The following is a 19,775-nucleotide window of genomic DNA, read 5'->3' on the forward strand; positions in this document are numbered from 1 at the left end:
TAATTGATGGAAGCAAGTTATAAAGAAATTGAATCTGTATCCTTTACTTCGGATATTAAAAATGTAAGCATTGCAGAAACACTCGTAGACGGAATTTGCCGTGACAACGATGTTCATGAGGATCATTATGGGAATATTTTGATTGCTGTGACGGAGGCCGTTAATAACGCAATCCAGCATGGAAACTTGGAAGATTTAACTAAAGATGTCACTATATCTGTTAAACAAAATTCTGAGGAATTATGTTTTACGATTAAAGATCATGGAATTGGTTTTGCTTTTGATAATCTACCAGACCCTACAGCTCCAGAAAATATAGAGAAGGAAAGCGGACGCGGTATTTTCTTAATGAAGTCTCTAGCTGATAAAGTCTCTTTCGAAAACAATGGTGCCGAAGTTACACTTACCTTTAATAATTTAAAATGATTGATATTCAAGTTTTAGAAGTTGATGCTCCTAACTTAGATTATGTTGAAGGATGGTTCCAGAAAGTGAGTGAAGAAGAAGGTAAGAATCTCGCAGAGTTATCTATTGTGTTAGGGACGGATGATTGGCTTCTTGATCAAAATATTCAATTTCTTAACCATGATTTTTATACGGATATTATCACATTCGATTATTGTGTTCAGGATATCCTTAGTGGTGATTTATTAATCAGTCTTGAGCGTGTGGAGGAAAATGCAATAGAATATAATGTTTCACGTGAAACAGAATTAAATAGAGTTTTAGTTCATGGATTGCTCCATTTGTGTGGTTATGGAGATAAAACCGCAAAAGAAATTGAGATAATGCGAAAAAAAGAGGACTACTATCTAGCACTGTTGTAATTTTGTTCCACGTGAAACAAGATAGTTATGCTGAAAGAATATGATGTTATCGTTGTAGGTGCTGGTCATGCTGGTTGCGAAGCAGCGAATGCAGCTGGTAAGCTTGGGGCTTCTACCCTAGTTATTACAATGAATATGAATACAATTGCGCAAATGTCCTGCAATCCTGCAATGGGAGGTGTTGCAAAGGGACAAATTTTGCGTGAAATTGATGCCTTGGGCGGGGGGTCTGGAATTATTTCGGACAAAACTGCCATCCAATTCCGAATGTTGAATATGAGTAAAGGTCCTGCAATGTGGTCTCCACGTACGCAGAATGACCGCATGCGTTTTGCTGAGGAATGGAGGTTGATGTTGGAGAGAAATCTTAATGTCGATTTTTGGCAAGATATGGTGGTTGGAATCACAACAAAAGACGGTGTTGTTAAGGGAGTAAAAACCCGAATGGGGATGGAAATTATTGCCAAAACTGTGGTTTTAACCAGCGGAACTTTTATGAATGGAATGATTCATTTAGGTGAAAATAACTACGGAGGTGGTCGAGCTGGTGAAGGAGCTTCTACAGGAATTACAGAAGACTTAATTAAGCTTGGTTTTGAATCAGGCCGAATGAAAACTGGAACCCCGCCAAGGGTGGATGGAAGGTCATTGGATTATTCAAAAATGGAGGTTCAAGGGGGTGACGAATTAACGAGTAAGTTTAGTTTTACAGATGAAACTCAAGCCCTGGTTTCACAAAGACCTTGTCATGTTACTTATACGAATCAAAATACGCACGACATTTTAAAGACAGGATTTGACCGCTCTCCTATGTTTAATGGTGCGATCAAATCTAAAGGACCTAGATATTGTCCTAGCATTGAGGATAAAATTTCTCGCTTTGCAGAACGTGAAAGACATCAACTGTTTGTTGAGCCAGAGGGTTGGGATACCATTGAAATCTACGTAAATGGTTTTAGCACAAGTTTGCCTGAGGAGGTTCAATTGAAAGCTTTAAAAACTGTTCCAGGTTTTGAAAATGTAAAAATGTTTAGACCAGGTTATGCGATTGAATATGATTACTTCCCTCCTACTCAATTAAAGCATACCCTCGAAACTAAATTAGTGTCAGGATTATATTTTGCAGGTCAGATAAACGGTACAACAGGATACGAAGAAGCTGCTTGTCAAGGTCTGATGGCTGGGATTAATGCGGCTAGAAAAGTGCAAGGAAAGGATATATTTACTTTGAATAGATCTGATGCATATATTGCTGTTTTGATTGACGACTTAATTACAAAAGGAACTGAGGAGCCTTATAGAATGTTTACTTCGCGTGCGGAATACAGAATTTTGTTACGTCAGGACAATGCGGACTTAAGACTTTCTCCTATTGCTCATCTTATTGGGATGATTTCTGATGAAAGAATGGATTCTGTAAATCAGAAGATGGAACAGATTAAGATTTTGAAGCGACAATTAACTAAGATAGGTGTTACTCCTGAAGAGGCGAATCCTATGTTGATTGCAATGAAGTCTTCACCAATTAATCAACAAGTAAAGCTTTCACAATTGATCATACGTCCAAATTTAGGAATGAGTCAGATGTTAGAAATCAGTGATCAACTGAAAGAAGTGACTTCCGGTTTAAGAACAGAGGTTTTGGAGCAAGTGGAAATTCAGTTGAAATATGACGGTTATATAAGTCGTGAACAGGATGTTGCCAATAAGCTGAATAGATTGGAGGATGTAGTAATTCCCGAAGGTTTGGATTTTGCTAAGTTGAGTAGTTTAAGTGCTGAGGCGGTAAATAAGCTGTCAGATATTGTTCCTAAAACGATTGGACAAGCTTCTAGAATTAGTGGTATATCTCCGAGCGATATCAACGTTCTTTTGATATATTTGGGGCGTTAGTTTCACGTGAAACAATTTATAAATTAATAGAAAATGAATTCCATTAGAAATTGTCCTGTTTGCAATGAAACATACTTTAAAGATTTTCTTGAGGTAAAAGATCACATGATAACGCAGGAGGAGTTTAAAATAGTTGAATGTGATTCTTGTGGATTTCATTTTACAAACCCTATTCCTTCTCGAGATAAAATCGGGGGATACTACAAGTCTGAAGAGTATATTTCTCATAGCTCAAATAAAAAAGGAGTAATTAATTTCTTGTACAATAGGGTGAGAAATATTACGCTAAAAGAAAAAGTGCAATGGGTGAGCAACGTAACTGAAGGGAAGTGTTTGTTAGATATTGGTTCTGGAACTGGTCACTTTTTAAAAGTTGCAAATGATAATGGTTTCAACGGAATTGGTTTAGAACCTGATGCTGATGCAAGAGATTTCGCACACAAAAACAACCACGTAAGAAGTAGTTCTCAAGAAGAGCTTTATAATATAGAGGAAGGAAGTATTGATGTCGTAACGATGTGGCATGTTTTGGAGCATGTTTATGACTTACGAAAAGATCTAAAACGAATTGAGGAGATTCTGAATAGTAAAGGGAAATTGTTTATCGCTGTTCCCAATATGAATTCTCATGACGCCAGATATTATAAAGGGTTCTGGGCTGCCTATGATGTGCCACGTCACCTCTACCATTTCCAGCAAAACGATATTTCTCGATTACTTTTAGATTTTAATTTCGATCTTAAAAAAGTAATTCCCATGAAATATGATTCTTTCTATGTTTCTATGTTGTCAGAAAAATACAAGAAACGATTTTCACTGTTTGGAGTTTTTCGTGGATTAATTTCAAATATGAAAGCCAAAAAATATGGCTACTCAAGTCAAGTGTATGTTTTTGAAAAAAGAAATTAAAATACGTAGACCTACTATTATGTGAATAATAAGGAAGTACTTTCGATTTTAGATATGCAAAAAACGGACTTAAGTTCGTTTTTTGCATTTTAAGATGGTTTTTAACGCACTTCTACCTTGTTTTGATCTACTGTGTTGGAAATTTAGAGATCTTAAATTTATGACGGGGTGTTTTTTGGTTTTTTTTAGGGCTATTTGCAAATTCATCTTCTAATTCTCCTTTTTTTAGTCTTCGTTACCTTAATCCACTCAAATCAATTTGTACCTTTGATTCGTACAAATGATTCTTCAAAGTTGTAGTTTTTAATTCTAACAAGAGAGTATCAATTTTATCAAACCCAAATTATTTAAATTTTGAATTCAAATCAAATTGAATTAGTTGTAGAAAAGCTAAGAGAGTTTTTAGTAGATAGCGCAGAATTTACGGTCATCGCAAGATCATATAGCTACTACCCTACCCTAATTTCAAATAATGAGAATAAGCTCTTGTTTGAATGCAGTGGATCGCGAATTGAGCCTTACGACATTTTTTTAGATGTTAGGAATTATTACAGCATAAAAACTTCCTGTAATTGTCCTTACAATGGTCCAGGAATCTGCAAACACGAAGTGGCTGCCATTAACAAGTTGATTGATTTGGTAGAAGATGAAGAAGTAGATTTGACAAGAATGATTGAAAAGAAAACTTTCATCTCCCCTACTACTGCTATTCCTCATGAGAATGGAATTATCGATGTGGAAGAACTCAATAAAATGGAATTTGCTGCGCGAACTAACTATTATAGCCCGCTAACTCTAACTTCAATCAATAAAAACAGAATTGAGGGAGTTTATCAAGACTATCGAAATGATTATCAATTATCGATGACCTATGATAGATCTAATGATTTATTAGCCTTAAAGTGTTCTTGTAAAACAGCAACAAATTGTTCTCATAAGATGATTTTTCTAAAGGATTTCTTTAAGAAATTCGGAGCAGATTATTTCACGGTAAACTTCGAAGAACGCTTTAAACAAAGAACTATGGAAAGTTCAGAGTTTGATGGACTTTTAGAATTCGAAGATATTTTTGAAATGGAAATCTCTACAAATGGTGTTAAAGTTAAAGAGAAGGTGAACAACATTGTGGGCTCCAATGACTCTTTATTTGGACTTTTTAATGCTGATAGGAAGGAGTTTTTTCTACCAAAACAATCATTGGAAAAAGGGGTTTATGGAGTGGCCATAGCTTTAGAAAAGTCTAAAAATAGCATAAATGATGTGTTCCCTTTTCTAGGGAAAATGGATAAATCCAACACTAAAGTCAGCACTAAATTTAAGGTGATTTCAGATTATAATTTTTCAGATGCTTTAGCAAAAGTAGATAAAAATCGATACAAAGATTTGATTCTAAATGGAATTCAATTGGCAGAAAGTTTTGGTAAACATCGCTATGCTGACCATAGAATTGATGTGGTAAAAGAACAAATTAAAATATTTTCTGCTATTGTAGAAACTAATCCTGAACAGACTTTATTCCTTCATCAAGGACATAAATCTTTCATTAAAAAACACTGTACAGAATTAACAATTAGTGAAGAGGAGATTATTCCAGTTTTAAAAATAACAGATAAAAAACCCTTCTATCAACTCGATTTTAAAATTAAAATTGACAATCATTTCTACGGCATTTCTTCTGCCAAATTATTAATTGCTCCTTTCGGAGTTGCATTCAATGAATTCTTTTATCCTTTTAAAAATAGTGAAGTTGCTTTCTCAATTTTAAAAGCACTAGAAAAACCACAAATGAATGTTGTTCACAAGGGAATTGATGATCTTATGAACACCGTAATAGCGCCTTTATCTCGTGTTTTTGAGGTTGATTTTTCTGGGGTAAAAGCCGCTAAAATACAAGAGGAGCCTGAATTAGAAAAACATATTTATTTGTCGGATGAAGAGGGACAATATGTTGTTTTACAACCCGTTGTCAAATATGATGAATCCCTGGTTTCTCCTGGAAGTAAAGAAAAATTATGGGAGGATAAAAAGGCTTTAACCTATAAAGAAAGAGACGAAGATTTTGAAGCAGAATTTTTAGCAGAATTTAAAGCGCTTCACCCTCAATTTGAACAGCAATCAAACTATTTTTATTTAACCGTTGAAGAAGCCTTAGAATCCATGTGGTTGATGGAAACCTTGGATAAACTAAAGAAGAAAAAAATAAGAATATTTGGGTTAAATGATTTAAAATCAATTAGATATAACTTAAATAAACCTTCTTTTTCTATCGGCTTAAGCTCTGGTACTGACTGGTTTGACATGGATATAAAGGTAGATTTCGGTGGTCAAACTGCGGACTTAAAACAAATTCAAAAATCCATCATTAAGCAAACGAATTATGTTGAATTGAAAGATGGAACTGTTGGAATATTACCGAAAGAATGGATTGAAAAGTATAAGAAGTATTTCAAACTCGGAAATGTAAAGAAGGACAAGATTGAGATATCTAATTTTCAATTTAACATCATAGATGAACTCTATGAAGAAGAAACAAATACGCCTAAATTTTTACAAGAATTACACGAGAAGAAAAAACGTTTGTTAAATCTCAAAGATTTAAAAGCTATTCCGAAACCAAAAGGAATAAAAGCCACTTTGCGCGATTATCAAAAAGAAGGACTAAACTGGCTGGTTTTTTTACATGAAAATCAATTGGGAGGTTGTTTGGCCGATGATATGGGATTAGGAAAAACGCTTCAAACGATTGCTTTTATGCAATACTTAAAAAATTTACCAAAAAAAGATAGCTCTCCTCTACCCCATTTGGTTGTCGCTCCAACTTCTTTGATGTTTAATTGGCTTGCAGAATTAGAAAAATTCGCTCCGAAACTAAAAGTGTTGAGTTTTATTGGTGCAAATAGAATAGAATCGATTCCTGAAATTCAGAATCATGATGTTGTGCTCACCACTTATGGTTCAATGATAAAAGATATAGAAACACACCGAAAATTTGAATACAATTATGTGATTTTGGATGAAAGTCAAGCCATAAAAAATCCACAATCTCAACGGTTTAAAGCGGTTCGTTTATTGAAATGTAAAAACAGATTGGCGTTAACAGGAACACCAATTGAAAACAATACTTTCGATTTATATAGTCAGTTTAGTTTCTTAAATCCAGGAATATTTGGGAGCATCAAACATTTCAAGTCGACATTTTCAGAGGCTATTGACAAAGATCAAGATGAATACACATCAGAATTATTGGCAAAAATGATTCACCCATTCTTGTTGAGAAGAACAAAAACGCAAGTGGCGAAAGAGCTTCCTTCAAAAACAGAAAGTGTAATTTACTGCGAAATGGGGAAAGCACAAAGGAAAGTGTATGACCATTATAAAGAGTATTTCAGACAAAAATTGCTGGAGCAAATAGAGGAAGAGGGAATCAATAAATCGCAAATGTATATTCTTCAAGGATTAACAAAATTGCGTCAGATTTGTAATTCAACTGCACTTGCCGACAAAGAAAAGGACTACGGAAATGACTCTGCAAAGCTGGATGAATTGGTGCGTCATTTAACCGATAAAGTGAATAATCACAAGATTTTGGTCTTTTCTCAATTTGTGGGAATGTTAAGCCTCGTAAAAGAACGATTACAGCAAGATGGAATTGTTTTCGAGTACTTGGATGGTCAAACACGAAATCGTGAGGAAAAGGTCAATAACTTTCAAAATAACGACGAAATCCGAGTGTTTCTGATCAGCTTAAAGGCTGGAGGAACCGGATTAAACCTCACCGAAGCAGATTATGTGTATTTAATTGACCCTTGGTGGAACCCTGCAGTGGAAAGTCAAGCCATCGACCGTTGTTATCGCATTGGACAAGACAAAAAAGTAATGGCCTACCGCATGATTTGTAAAGACACGATTGAAGAAAAAATTGTGGAATTACAAGACAAAAAGAAAAGCGTTGCGGCGGATGTGATTCGTGTGGATAAAGAAAAGAAATCCTTTGATCAAAATGAGGTGGAAAGGTTGTTTGGGATGTCGTAGGGACGTTTGTTGTAAGGACGGTTTGCAAACCGTCCGTACGACATCCCAAAGCAAAACGCCGATACCACAAGAATAATTATCATTTAAAGAAGATTTAAATTCTGGAATGCTTTCTGTATCTTTAGTTAGGAACTTAATTTAGAATCGAAGATTAGCATTCGTAAAAAATGAAAAAATATATCATAATATCATTGTTCATGGCTCCCTTTGTCCTCTTTTCGCAAAGTGGAAATCCTGTTATTTCTGAAGCTATTGGTAATTGCGACACGATTTCAGTTCAAAAAGACACTTCGAATATTGTAGAATATATTAGTTATAATGAAGCTTCTTTTTCTGGAGGACCTGAAGAAATGAACAAATATATCAGAGAGAGTTTTCAATTTCCGAAATCATCTATAAATGAATCTCAATATGGAAGAGTCTTTGTTGAAATTACAGTTGAAATTGATGGATCAATAAAGAATGCAAAAATTTTAAAAGGAATATCGGAGGAGTTAGATGAAGAGTTATTAAGGGTAGTTAAAAACATGCCTGATTGGATTCCCGCAGAGAATAAGGATGGAAAAGCAAAGTCTATAGTCCGTTTTCCAGTTAATTTTAGACTCCAATAACTTTAAGTTATGAGATTACTTTTTGTTAATTCTCCCTTTCTTTCTATTTTCTCAAGTAGAAGACACTACTATCGTGCTTTACCCTGACATTGAAGCTAAATTTCCAGGAGGACCAACTGAAATGAAGAGATTCATTATTGATAATTTAGAGTACCCAAAAATTGAATTTGAAACTATTCCAGATGGAAGAATATTTATTGAGTTTATTGTCAATCTAGATGGTTCTATTGAGCAGGTAAAAACTAGAGAAGAAGGTGTAAAAGAATTAGATAATGCATATATCGAGGTAATAAAAAACATGCCGAATTGGATTCCTGCAGAAGTTAATGGTGTCAAGGTTAGATCTAGAGGCATTCTTCCATTTCGAATTTGTTTTCAATAATATGAATATTTTTTTTGGATTTTCGTAGTGGAGATTTGCTGTAAGAATGGTTTGCAAACCATCCGTATTTCATCCAAAGGAAATCGCCTAAGGGGATATCAAATAATCCAAATATTTATCCAAATATGTCCCCAAATAATAAGGTAAATTCATCAAAACGAATGGCTTCCCATCTATTGTTTCATGGTTTTCAATACTAAATTCACCAGCGTACATTCTCACAGCATAAGGGTGCGGCGCTTTGTCGATAAATTGATGTAAAGAACGCAGTTTTCCAATTTTCCCTGATTTTATTTCTATCGGAATAATCAACCCATTAAAGGAATAAACCAAATCAACTTCGGATTGTGCGCCTTGTTTTTGTCTCACCCAAAAATTCGGTTTTTTGTATTTGTATTCTTGAACTGAAATGAGTTCTTGTGTAATTAAATGAGGGAGAATAGCGCCTTTATAGCTTGTGCTTAAATCTTTTATTGACAACAATTGTGGATGAATTCCCAAAGCATGATTTAAAAGGCCAGTATCTAAAAATTGCATTCTTGGACTCTTCTTAAAATCTTCTAGAATCGGATATTCAACAGAAGTACACGGATAAATTAACTGAATTACTTTTGCATCATCTAAAGCCCGAAAGCTCTCTCCTACTTCTCTCGATTTATAATTGCTCCCTCCAAAACCGTGAAATGTGATTCTTTGGTCAACATATCTTGGTGCGGTTTGCATAATGTGCTTAATGACCTTCTGTGACGTGTCATTTTGAGCATATTTTGGTACATCATCAACATAGCTTGACCAAATTCCTTCATAAATTTTCGGAAGCTTGGGAATATTGTCTTTTTGAAGTGAAGTTTTCACTATTTCAGGCATTCCACCATATAAAGCATACTTATGAAACCAATTTTTAGCTACGTTATGCGCAGCTTTATCAATAGGAATAATGTCTAATCTTTCCAATAAAGCTTCCATTCCATTAGCGTTTAAAAACTCAGGAAAATTCAAAGGGAATATGTAGAGATATTCAATTCTCCCAACGGGAAAAGATTTCACTTTGCTTAAACTATGTTCTAATAAGGAACCGGCAGCAATAACATGTAAATTTGGGATTTCTTCATAAAAATAACGCAGCAATGCAATGGCTTTAGGAACTTCTTGAATTTCATCAATAAAAAGTAAAGTTTCACGTGAATCAATTCCACTCATTTTCCGCTCTAAAAGCAAAGCATTTAAAAGCGTGTTTACATCCGAATATTGTTCAAAATAATCTGCATCTTGTTGTTTTTCTAAATTCAACGAAATGAATTGCTGGTAGTTTTCCGAAAACTGTTTTACCAAGGTGGTTTTTCCAACTTGACGCGCACCTCTTAATATCAAAGGTTTACGCTGTTTTTGATTCTTCCAGATTAATAAAAAATGGATGTGTTTTCGCTCGATTATCATGTTTAAACTGCCTTATTTGATATAAATATAGTCTTTTTTTAATTGTTTGTAACAGAATAGGGGTAATTTTTAATAAATCTTGTAACATAATGGGGGTAAAATTTTAATAATCTTGTAAAGGAATAGGGGTAAATTGAAGAAATGATAATAAAATTCTTTTTGGAATGGCGTAGGGACGGTTTGCAAACCGTCCCTACCACAACCAAATCAAACCATCCGATCAGTTTTAAAAAAAAAATTTGAAACAGAATGGGCGTACAATGATGGAATAGAAGAAGATTTTTTATAAAATCAAGAAAAGAAAAGAAAAGAAAAGCGAAAGAGAAATAAAAATTAAAACTATTTATTCAAGCTATATTCTGAAAAACGAAAAAATATTTCTATGTTTATGCTTGATAAACAGAGAAATGGATCAATTTTATAAATAAATCTCTTCTCTTTTTAATTACTTATCCGTTAGTTTACTAGCGATTTATAAACTAAAAACAAGGAACAATGAAAGCAATTTTAAGTATACTCTTACTCATTCCGATGATGGTTTTTTCACAACTCGGATTAACTGAAGCTAAACCTGAAAAATCTGAAGGAAAAATTTATGAAAAGGTGGATAAAGAAGCTAATTTTCCAGGAGGTGCCGTAGAAATGATGAATTATATCGGTGAAAATGTAAAATATCCTGAAATTTCAATGGAAAATGGAGATCAAGGAAAAGTCTTTGTTGAATTTGTAGTTAACACAGATGGCTCTCTAAGTCAAATAAAGGTTTTAAGAGGTGTTTCTAAAGAAATAGATGTTGAGGCCGTTAGAGTAGTGAAAAATATGCCTAAATGGATTCCTGCTGAAAACGAAGGTGAAAAAGTAAGATCAATGGCGAGATTACCTATTAATTTTGTGTTGACAGATTAAAACATTTTAAACTTCTATAAACTAAAAAACACGAGTAAATGCTCGTGTTTTTTAGTTTGAATTTTATTGAGCAATACTACTCCTTCCTCGGCTCTACCCAATCACCATTTTCCTTAATCAATTGAATCAAAGCTTCCACCGCTTCAGCTTCAGGAACATTCTTTTTTACAACCGTTTTTTCTTTATATAAATGAATTTTCCCTGGACGCGTTCCCACATAACCGTAATCGGCATCGGCCATTTCTCCTGGACCATTCACAATACATCCCATAATTCCAATCTTCAATCCTTTCAAATGCGAAGTGTGTTTACGGATTTTCGCAGTTGTTTCTTGTAAATCAAAAAGCGTTCTACCACAAGAAGGGCAAGAGATATATTCCGTTTTTGAAATTCTTGTTCTTGTGGCTTGAAGAATTCCAAAGCTTGTTGTGTTCACCAATTGTGGTGAAATTTTTTCTGTAGAATTCACCCAAACTCCATCTCCAAATCCATCAATTAAAACACTTCCAATTTTAGCGGATTGCCACAGCTGAAATGCTTCTAAATCTTTTGTAGAAGTCGTGTGTTTCAGAATAATTGGCAAATCAATGTTGTGCAACACCATAGTGCGGTAGAAATTTCGCATCACTTGTGTGAAGTTTTCCGATGGCGCTTCAAGGATTAAAACAACATCATTCAGGAATTGAATTTGATCAATTTTTTCTGTGTTTTTCGGATTCCATTCTAAAAAGTTCAAGGTTTTATTTTTGAATCCATTGGCTGGAATAGAATTATATAAAGGGTAAAAATGCTTTTTATCTGAATAATTTTTCTCCCAATTTTCAGCATTTGCTACAACTCCAAGCATTCCTGGAATTTCAAAGTCAACTGACTTGTCTCCAATAAAAACATAATCGGCAGCCAAATCTTGCATTGTCCATTTGTCTAAAGTTTTGGAATAATTATATCCAAATCCGAAGAAATTAGCTTGAGTAATTACATCCTTTTCGCTTAAATCAGAAAAGACAATCGGAGGATTTTTCTCACCAATGTTGGCAATCTCCATCGCTTCTCTCCTTTTGTATTCTAATGGATCATAAGGCAGTTGGTGGTCGTCTTTAAATTCTTGAATTCCATCTTCTTTGTAGTTTTGCGCTAATTTTTCAGCGACTGGAATTTCGGCTTCTGGAACTTCGGTTAATGAAACACGAATGGTATCTCCTAGTCCATCTTCGAGTAAAGCACCAATTCCAACAGCAGATTTTATTCTACCGTCTTCACCGTCTCCTGCTTCCGTAACTCCTAAATGCAAAGGATAAACCTTTCCTTCGTCCAACATTCTCGCTACCAAAAAACGGTATGCCTGCACCATCACCAAGGTATTGCTGGCCTTCATTGAAATAACGAAATTGTGGAAATCGTTTTTCTGACAAATATGAATGAACTCCATTGCAGATTCTACCATTCCTTCAGGCGTATCACCAAAACGGCTCAAAATTCGGTCAGAAAGTGAACCATGATTGGTTCCAATGCGCATTGCAGTGCCATTTTCTTTGCATAAAAGAACCAAAGGAGTGAACTTCTCCTCTATTCTTAGCAACTCTTCTTGGTAACTTGCATCGGTGTATTCTATTTCTTCGAATTTCTTTTTGTCGGCATAATTTCCAGGGTTCACACGTACCTTTTCTACAATTCCAGCAGCAATTTCCGCAGCATTTGGTGTAAAGTGAATATCCGCCACCAAAGGCGTGTCGTAACCGCGTTCCTTCAGTCCTTTCTTGATTTCAGCTAAATTATAAGCTTCCTTTTTTGAAGGGGCTGTCAACCTCACCAGTTCACAACCCACATCAATCATACGAATAGATTCTTCAATAGAACCCTCCGTGTCCATGGTGTCTTTGGTCGTCATGGATTGAATGCGAATAGGGTTCTCCCCTCCTATTCCTACTTTTCCTACAGTAACTTCTTGGGTTTTTAATCTTGTTCGATTAAATGGATCATTGCAATACTTCATTCTTGGTGCGTTTGAAAACAAAAATAATACATCTTCGTTGCTAATGTAACAAATGGTGAAAAGAAATGTTGGCTTCGGCTACGCTCAGCCAATGAAAACAGCTTGGCTCAGCCTTCTGTATAAACTTTCGCTTATTTTAAAATAAAAAAAGGCCATCAAATTGATTTGACAGTCTCCTCTATGAAGTAAATTAATTTCTATTTTTTGATAAACTTACGGTTCAAAATTGTTCCATTTTTTGCTTTGATTTTAACGAAGTAAACTCCATTTTCTAAATCTCCTACATTCATATTTGTATCATTGACCGTCATGTTGTTCTGCGTTTTCATTTTCATGATTGCACCAAGACTATTCACAATTTTCACTTCAGTTATTTCTAAGTTGTTCAAACTTCTAAAGTTTATGCTTTCAGTTGCTGGATTTGGATAGATTTCAAACGCTTTATTTTCTTCAGAAAGTGATGATAATGACTTACTGGTGCTGTACTCAGCATAGGTTGAGTGAGGTTGTCCAAAGAAAGACACTTCTATAAGTGTAACAATTGGGTTTGGATACCCTGCTATATACCAATAATATTCATTAAGTGTAGCATCAAAGTAGTGGCCTTCAGGAAATGAATCTGTATACTCTTGATAAATATTAACCCTAATTGCATTATTAAATGTGCCTGCCGGGGTGATTACTGTGCCATAACCATCATATTTGACTATCTCTGTGCCAACGCGAATTGATGTTGGCTGTTATCGAAACGGAGAAATGCAAATTGTTTCAGGACCAATGGGAAGAGAGAAAGTTCATTTTCAAGCACCCTCTCCAGAAGTAGTTCAACATGAAATGAATGTTTTTTTGAATTGGCTGGAAGAAAAAGAAAAATTGGATTTAGTACTTAAATCTGCAATTGCCCACTTTTGGTTTATAATTATTCATCCTTTTGATGATGGAAATGGCAGAATAGCAAGAGCTATATCAGATTTAATACTCGCTCGTTCTGAAAATAGTGCTCAAAAATTCTACAGTTTGTCTAGTCAAATCTTAGAGCAAAAGAAGGCTTATTATGACGTTTTACAGAAAGTTCAAAACAGCAGTGGTGACATCACGGAATGGTTGGATTGGTTTTTGAATTGCATGTATAGTTCACTAAAAACCACTGAGGAAACAATCATAAAGGGACTAGGAAAAGCAGAGTTTTGGGAAAAACACAAGGAAACTATATTGAATAGTAGACAAAGATTAATGCTCAATAAATTAATGGATGGTTTTACAGGTAAATTAAAAACCTCAAAATGGGCTAAAATTGCAAAATGTTCTTCTGATACTGCTTTGAGAGATATTAAAGATTTAATTGAAAAGGGAATCTTGAAGCAAGAAGAGTCTGGAGGAAGAAGCACTAATTACGAGCTTGCAGAAGTTGTGAATTTCAAAGGTTAATTTTTGAAAACAAGGTAAAATTCCCCTCCCTCACTATTCAACAATATTTCTATCTTTAGAGCTATGAAAAAACACTTCTTATTTATTGGAATTCTAAGTTTAACGGCTTGTGCGAATTTAAAACAAACATCACAAAGTAAAAGCCTTGATGAGGTAAAGCACATCACCACGGAAGCGTCCATAAAAAGTCATGTTTCTTACTTGGCTTCAGATGAATTAACAGGACGAGATACAGGAACTGAAGGAGTTGATAAAGCAGCAACTTATTTGAGCGATGAGTTTGAAGATTATGGCATAAAACCCTACTTTTCGAGCTATCGAGACAGTTTTAAAATAGAATCCAAGTACGGATATAATGTTGTTGGTTATTTAGAAGGAAGTGATGAAAAACTCAAAGAGGATATTTTTATCATTGGAGCGCATTATGACCATATAGGATTTAGTGGCAGAGGTAAATCAGCTAAAGATTCTATTGCCAACGGTGCAAACGACAACGCTTCTGGTGTTGCAACTGTGTTAGAATTGGCAAAATATTTCGCTGCTCATCCTCCAAAAAGAAGTGTGCTGTTTGTTCTTTTTTCTGCCGAAGAAATTGGTTTGCTCGGGGCTAAACATCTGGCCAAACGGTTTAAAAGTATGAATCAACCCATTTATGCTGTTTTTAACATCGAAATGGTGGGTGTTCCGTTAAAAAATGCAGATTATTCTGCTTTTCTAACTGGATATAATAGGAGCACTATGGCAGAAAGATTCAATCATTATTCGGGTAAAAAAGTGTTGGGTTTTTCACGTGAAGCAGCCAAAATGGAGTTGTTTAAAAGAAGCGATAATTATCCTTTTTTCACAGAATTAAATATTCCTTCGCAAACAATTTGTACTTTTAATTTCACAAATTATGAATATTATCATCACGTAAAAGACGAAACACAACATCAAGATTTTTCACACATGAATTACTTGATTACAGATTTAACCAAAGGACTATCTGGACTTTTGAACGAGGAAAAATCGAGTATTCAATTGTTGGAAAAATAAAATTCCCAAGTCTTTCCAAAATTGAGTCTTATTTTTGAGCTATGAAAATTTTAATCATTGAAGACGAAGTAGATTTACGTGAAACCATCAAGGAATCGCTTCTAAAAGAGCAATATGTTGTTGAAACTGCGTCGGATTATGCAACAGCTTTTGAGAAAGTTTCAATTTACGATTACGATTGTATTTTGCTTGATATTATGCTTCCAAACGGAAATGGTTTAGACTTGCTTGAAGAATTAAAAAGAACAGGAAAATCAGAAAATGTAATCATCATTTCAGCGAAAAACTCATTAGATGATAAAGTAAAAGGTTTGGCTTTGGGTGCGGATGATTACCTGACTAAACCATTTCATATTGCGGAATTGACAGCAAGAATTAAAGCTGTTTTAAGAAGAAAGAATTTTAAAGGAAAAGATTGTATTGAAGAGGCCAATTTAATTTTAGATATTCAGGAAAGAACTTTACTTGTTAACCATCAGAATGTGCATTTAAACAAGAAAGAGTTTGACATTCTAAACTATTTTTTAAGCAATAAAAATCGATTGATCACCAAAACCGCCCTCGCAGAATACGTTTGGGGCGACCACATCGATCAAGCAGATAATTTCGATTTTATCTATTATCAAATCAAGAATTTAAGAAAAAAACTGGAAGAAGCCAATGCCCAAATAAGTATTGAAACAGTTTATGGAATTGGATATAAATTAACTGAAAAATGAAACTTTTAAACCGGTCCTTAATCTATCTTTCTGCGGTGTTTTTTATTATCATCGGTGTATGGTCTGTTATATTCTATTTCAATTTAAAAGATGAAATTCGTGACAGTATTGATGACGGATTAGACAATAATCGTTTGCTCATTTTAATGAAAATACCGAGTGATTCGTCCCTCCTTTCTCAGAATGAATTTGGTGGAAACAACTTTAAAATCCATCCTGTTTCTAAAGAAAAAGCACTAGAATTTAGAGATGTTTTTAAAGATACGATGATGTACCGCATCAACGAAAATGATTTAGAGCCTGTTCGTGTGCTGCATTCGGCATTTGAGCATGAAAATAATTATTACAAAATGACCGTTATTTCCTCTTTAGTAGAAGAAGACGACCTAATTGAAGATTCATTTTGGAGTGTTGTTTCTTTATTCATAATTCTGATTATTAGTATTATAGTTGTAAATAATTTGGTACTTAGAAAAGTATGGAATCCGTTTTACGATGTTCTTCATCAGCTTAAAACTTATCGTTTAGATAAACATGAAAAGTCGATAAAAATAAACTCAAATGTTAAAGAATTTATTCAATTAGAAGCAGCAGCCAATACTTTAATTAACCGTTCAAAAGAGGCATTTAATGCACAAAAAGAATTCACAGAAAATGCTTCTCATGAACTTCAAACCCCAATTGCAATTATCATTGGAAAATTGGAATTGTTGCTAGAATCTCAAAATTTAAAAGATGAAGATGCCTCTACCATTGCCGAAGTCATTAATATTTCTGGTCGATTAAAAAGGTTAAATAATTCTTTACTTTTAATGGCCAAAATTGAAAATAAGCAGTTTTTAGACGAAGAAATAATTTCTGTAAATGAAACCGCTAAAACTTTCTTATCGAATTATGAAGAGTTATTGGAGTTTAAAGGAATAGCAATTCAGCTGGAAGAACTGAACGATTTACAAGTCAAGATTAACCCTTCTTTAATTGAAATTCTTATTTCTAATTTGATTAAAAATTCAATTTTCCATAATATAGAAAACGGTAAAATTAATATTCAATTCACTTCAGATGAATTCATTATCTGCAATACCGGAATGGAAATGGGTTTAAATCCGAACACTATTTTTAATCGTTTTGAAAAAGACCCTACAAAAGTAGAAAGCACAGGTCTAGGCTTGTCAATCAGTAAAGCAATTTGTGATTCTTACAATGTGAAAATCACCTATGAATTTTCGAAAAACAGTCACTGTTTTAAAATAAATTTCAAAAATATTCTAGCAGCGCTTTAAATTCCAAATTCTTTCCAGATTCATGTTTTAGGTTTGTAGTATAAATTTAAAAACAGAGAAAAAATGAAAACAAGAACATTTCAATTATTAGCAATATTTATTTTCGGAGCAGGAACAATTTTCGCTCAAGATATTCCAGAAAGTCAAGTTCCTTCTGTAATTCTAAACAACTTCAAAAAAGAATTTCCTAAAGCCGAAGACATAGAATGGGAATTGAAAAAAGGCGAGTATAATGTGGAGTTTGAAATTGGTTGGACAAAAGACTTTGAAGCTTGGTTTAGTGCAGATGGAAAACTATTGCGATATACTGAAGATATTTCAGAAAAAGAACTGCCAAGCAAAGTAAGTGAAGCGGTTAAGAGCAAATTTCCAGATTATCGAATTGATGATGTAGAGAAAATTGTAAGCAATGGAAAAGAGGTTTACAAAGTTGAATTAGAAAGAGGTAAAGAAGATTTTAAAGTGTTTTTCACGAAATCAGGAGAACAAGTTCAAAATTATAATCATTAGAAATTATGAAAAAGATATTAAGTTTACTCCTTGTTTTTGGCGCATTAATGAGCTGTCAAAAGGAGAAAATTGTTCCAATGGAAGACATGCCAAGTGAAGTTACAGACTATGCGACAACTCATTTCCCGAACAACGCGATAGTTCAGAGTATAGTGGATAAAGATGGCTTTACAAAAACATACGAATTAATTTTAGAAGGGAGCTTTTCGCTAGAGTTTAATAGAGCAAAGGAAATCATCGAAATTGATGGAATTTATGAACTTCCTAATAGCGTTATTCCAACTAAAATTAGCGAATACGTGAAAGCGAATTATCCAACAAGTATAATTACAGGCTGGGCTTTAGAAGACAATAATCAAGAGGTTGAAATTGATAATAAGATTGAATTAAATTTTAATAAGAATGGAGATTTTCTTAATGGAGATTAGAAGGAAACAACTATTAAATAATAAAAAACGGTTTGGGTTAATTCCTAAACCGTTTTTCGTTTTTTAAACTTTAATGGAATAAATAATTTAAACGTGTTAATTTCTAAACCACAACTCAAAGAACATTTTCTTATTAAATTCGCATTTTCTAGTAGCTTTTGTATTAAAATGCATTAAAATTTCCCAAAAGAATGGATTTACTTACAATCTATATTTTATCAATTTTCTTCGTTGCTACTTTGGTGCGTTCGACTTTTGGTTTTGGCGAATCCTTAATTGCAGTTCCTTTGTTGGTATTTTTCATTCCTGTAGAAATTGCTGTGCCACTTTCAGTTTTGGTTTCCATTTTTATTGCCGCTTTTGTGATGACACAAGACCGAAAAAAAGTACATTTTTATAGTGCTAAATGGTTAATCATTTTTTCTGCTTTAGGAATCCCTCTCGGATTACTTTTACTTATTTATGGTAATGAGTTATTTATCAAATTTGGATTGGGAACATTTATCATTTTATACTCCTTTTATTCTTTGTTTTCAAAAAATGCTTTTAGGTTAGAAACCGACAATAAACTATGGCTTTTTCTTTGTGGTTTTATCTCTGGAATTCTTGGTGGTGCTTATGGGTTTAACGGTCCACCAATTGTTATTTATGGAAATCTACGCAATTGGTCGGCAATACATTTTAGGGCAACATTACAAGCTTATTTTCTTCCTGCAGGAATTATCGGAATGATAGGTTTTTGGTACAAGGATCTATTGAACTCTACGGTTATTTATTATTTTTTAATTGCTCTTCCGGTCATTATTCCAGCGATTTTATTGGGAAGATATTTTAATAAAAAACTTAAAGACGATACGTTTTTAAAATACATTTATCTTGGTTTAATCTGTGTTGGAATTGCGCTTTTGTCTCAATCCTTCATTTAATTTTTAGTTTCGAAACTTGTGGTAAAAAAACTTAGTTAGTGCTTTGTCGGAAACACAACAAATTTAAAATTGAATCTTTTAAGTTTATTTTATCTTTTTTCTTGTCGGCTGATGCTAAGGCATCTCCTAAAGAAATAATAATAAAATAATTCTTAAAATCTATACAATTTGTAAAAATCGTCTGTTTCCTACCAAGCACTAATTAAAAATGAAATACATAAATTCGATTCACAAAATTCTGCACCAAATTGATTTTCTTAAAAAGTGAAACGTATATTTGTCAATTGAATTGGATAACCCATTAGAAACAAAAATTGAAAAAGTAAGGGTACACTACATGACAATTTTCAATAAAACCTTGCTAAATCCTTTCTTTTCAGGGTTCAAAAGGAAGCTTGATATATATTCTAATCCATATTTGAAAACCGATTTAGCTCTATGACCATGCTTTTTTAT

Annotated in this window: 18 protein-coding genes; 15 read left to right on the plus strand and 3 right to left on the minus strand. The window is 33.7% G+C overall.

Going from position 1 to position 19,775, the window contains the following annotated elements; translation table 11 throughout:
- Positions 1 to 6 precede the first annotated feature (6 nt).
- From DIT68_RS12340 to DIT68_RS12370, 7 genes are all read left to right on the plus strand, one after another.
- Positions 7 to 426, plus strand: a complete 420-nt coding sequence (locus DIT68_RS12340) for an ATP-binding protein (RefSeq protein ID WP_109360117.1) — start codon at positions 7 to 9, stop codon at positions 424 to 426.
- Entirely contained in the window at positions 423 to 827 is a 405-nt protein-coding gene (gene ybeY / locus DIT68_RS12345) for an rRNA maturation RNase YbeY (protein ID WP_109360118.1), read from the plus strand. Before DIT68_RS12340 ends, ybeY begins: the two co-directional genes overlap by 4 nt.
- A gap of 27 nt (positions 828 to 854) precedes the next feature.
- On the plus strand, positions 855 to 2,720 hold the full coding sequence (gene mnmG, locus DIT68_RS12350; protein WP_109360119.1) for a tRNA uridine-5-carboxymethylaminomethyl(34) synthesis enzyme MnmG: 1,866 nt from the start codon (positions 855 to 857) through the stop codon (positions 2,718 to 2,720).
- A 33-nt stretch (positions 2,721 to 2,753) separates the two neighbouring features.
- Positions 2,754 to 3,629 (plus strand): class I SAM-dependent methyltransferase, encoded by an 876-nt coding sequence (locus DIT68_RS12355; RefSeq protein WP_109360120.1) that lies wholly within the window; start codon positions 2,754 to 2,756, stop codon positions 3,627 to 3,629.
- 354 nt (positions 3,630 to 3,983) lie between these two features.
- Positions 3,984 to 7,661 (plus strand): SNF2-related protein, encoded by a 3,678-nt coding sequence (locus DIT68_RS12360; protein ID WP_109360121.1) that lies wholly within the window; start codon positions 3,984 to 3,986, stop codon positions 7,659 to 7,661.
- 167 nt (positions 7,662 to 7,828) lie between these two features.
- Entirely contained in the window at positions 7,829 to 8,272 is a 444-nt protein-coding gene (locus DIT68_RS12365) for an energy transducer TonB (protein WP_109360122.1), read from the plus strand.
- Between the two features lie 73 nt (positions 8,273 to 8,345).
- Positions 8,346 to 8,654 carry an energy transducer TonB gene (locus tag DIT68_RS12370; protein WP_158276183.1) on the plus strand — a complete coding sequence of 103 codons (309 nt, stop codon included), beginning with the start codon at positions 8,346 to 8,348 and terminating at the stop codon, positions 8,652 to 8,654.
- 87 nt (positions 8,655 to 8,741) lie between these two features.
- On the opposite strand, the gene DIT68_RS12375 is transcribed toward DIT68_RS12370, so the two are convergent.
- Positions 8,742 to 10,091 carry an ATP-binding protein gene (locus DIT68_RS12375; protein ID WP_109360124.1) on the minus strand — a complete coding sequence of 450 codons (1,350 nt, stop codon included), beginning with the start codon at positions 10,089 to 10,091 and terminating at the stop codon, positions 8,742 to 8,744.
- 495 nt (positions 10,092 to 10,586) lie between these two features.
- Here DIT68_RS12375 and DIT68_RS12380 point away from each other — a divergent pair, with 495 nt between their 5' ends.
- Positions 10,587 to 10,997, plus strand: coding sequence for an energy transducer TonB (locus DIT68_RS12380; RefSeq protein WP_109360125.1), 411 nt, complete (start codon positions 10,587 to 10,589; stop codon positions 10,995 to 10,997).
- Positions 10,998 to 11,073: 76 nt separating this feature from the next.
- Here the strand turns inward: DIT68_RS12380 and ispG are convergent, their stop codons facing one another.
- Both ispG and DIT68_RS16355 read right to left on the minus strand, forming a co-directional pair.
- Positions 11,074 to 12,990: a (E)-4-hydroxy-3-methylbut-2-enyl-diphosphate synthase gene (gene ispG, locus DIT68_RS12385; RefSeq protein ID WP_109360126.1), complete on the minus strand. Its 1,917-nt coding sequence runs from the start codon at positions 12,988 to 12,990 to the stop codon at positions 11,074 to 11,076.
- A gap of 197 nt (positions 12,991 to 13,187) precedes the next feature.
- Positions 13,188 to 13,514, minus strand: a complete 327-nt coding sequence (locus DIT68_RS16355) for a T9SS type A sorting domain-containing protein (protein ID WP_158276184.1) — start codon at positions 13,512 to 13,514, stop codon at positions 13,188 to 13,190.
- 190 nt (positions 13,515 to 13,704) lie between these two features.
- Between DIT68_RS16355 and DIT68_RS12395 the strand changes: the two genes are divergently transcribed.
- From DIT68_RS12395 to DIT68_RS12425, 7 genes are all read left to right on the plus strand, one after another.
- Positions 13,705 to 14,418, plus strand: a complete 714-nt coding sequence (locus DIT68_RS12395; protein WP_255411173.1) for a Fic family protein — start codon at positions 13,705 to 13,707, stop codon at positions 14,416 to 14,418.
- Positions 14,419 to 14,481: 63 nt separating this feature from the next.
- Positions 14,482 to 15,453 carry a M20/M25/M40 family metallo-hydrolase gene (locus DIT68_RS12400; protein ID WP_109360128.1) on the plus strand — a complete coding sequence of 324 codons (972 nt, stop codon included), beginning with the start codon at positions 14,482 to 14,484 and terminating at the stop codon, positions 15,451 to 15,453.
- Positions 15,454 to 15,494: 41 nt separating this feature from the next.
- Entirely contained in the window at positions 15,495 to 16,172 is a 678-nt protein-coding gene (locus tag DIT68_RS12405; RefSeq protein WP_109360129.1) for a response regulator transcription factor, read from the plus strand.
- Positions 16,169 to 17,455, plus strand: a complete 1,287-nt coding sequence (locus DIT68_RS12410) for a sensor histidine kinase (RefSeq protein ID WP_109360130.1) — start codon at positions 16,169 to 16,171, stop codon at positions 17,453 to 17,455. Before DIT68_RS12405 ends, DIT68_RS12410 begins: the two co-directional genes overlap by 4 nt.
- A 63-nt stretch (positions 17,456 to 17,518) precedes the next feature.
- Entirely contained in the window at positions 17,519 to 17,965 is a 447-nt protein-coding gene (locus tag DIT68_RS12415; protein WP_109360131.1) for a PepSY-like domain-containing protein, read from the plus strand.
- 5 nt (positions 17,966 to 17,970) lie between these two features.
- Positions 17,971 to 18,393: a PepSY-like domain-containing protein gene (locus DIT68_RS12420; RefSeq protein ID WP_109360132.1), complete on the plus strand. Its 423-nt coding sequence runs from the start codon at positions 17,971 to 17,973 to the stop codon at positions 18,391 to 18,393.
- 191 nt (positions 18,394 to 18,584) lie between these two features.
- Positions 18,585 to 19,319 (plus strand): sulfite exporter TauE/SafE family protein, encoded by a 735-nt coding sequence (locus DIT68_RS12425; RefSeq protein WP_109360133.1) that lies wholly within the window; start codon positions 18,585 to 18,587, stop codon positions 19,317 to 19,319.
- Positions 19,320 to 19,775: the final 456 nt, after the last annotated feature.

The sequence above is a fragment of the Brumimicrobium oceani genome (assembly GCF_003143775.1).
GTDB classification, from domain to species: domain Bacteria; phylum Bacteroidota; class Bacteroidia; order Flavobacteriales_D; family Crocinitomicaceae; genus Brumimicrobium; species Brumimicrobium oceani.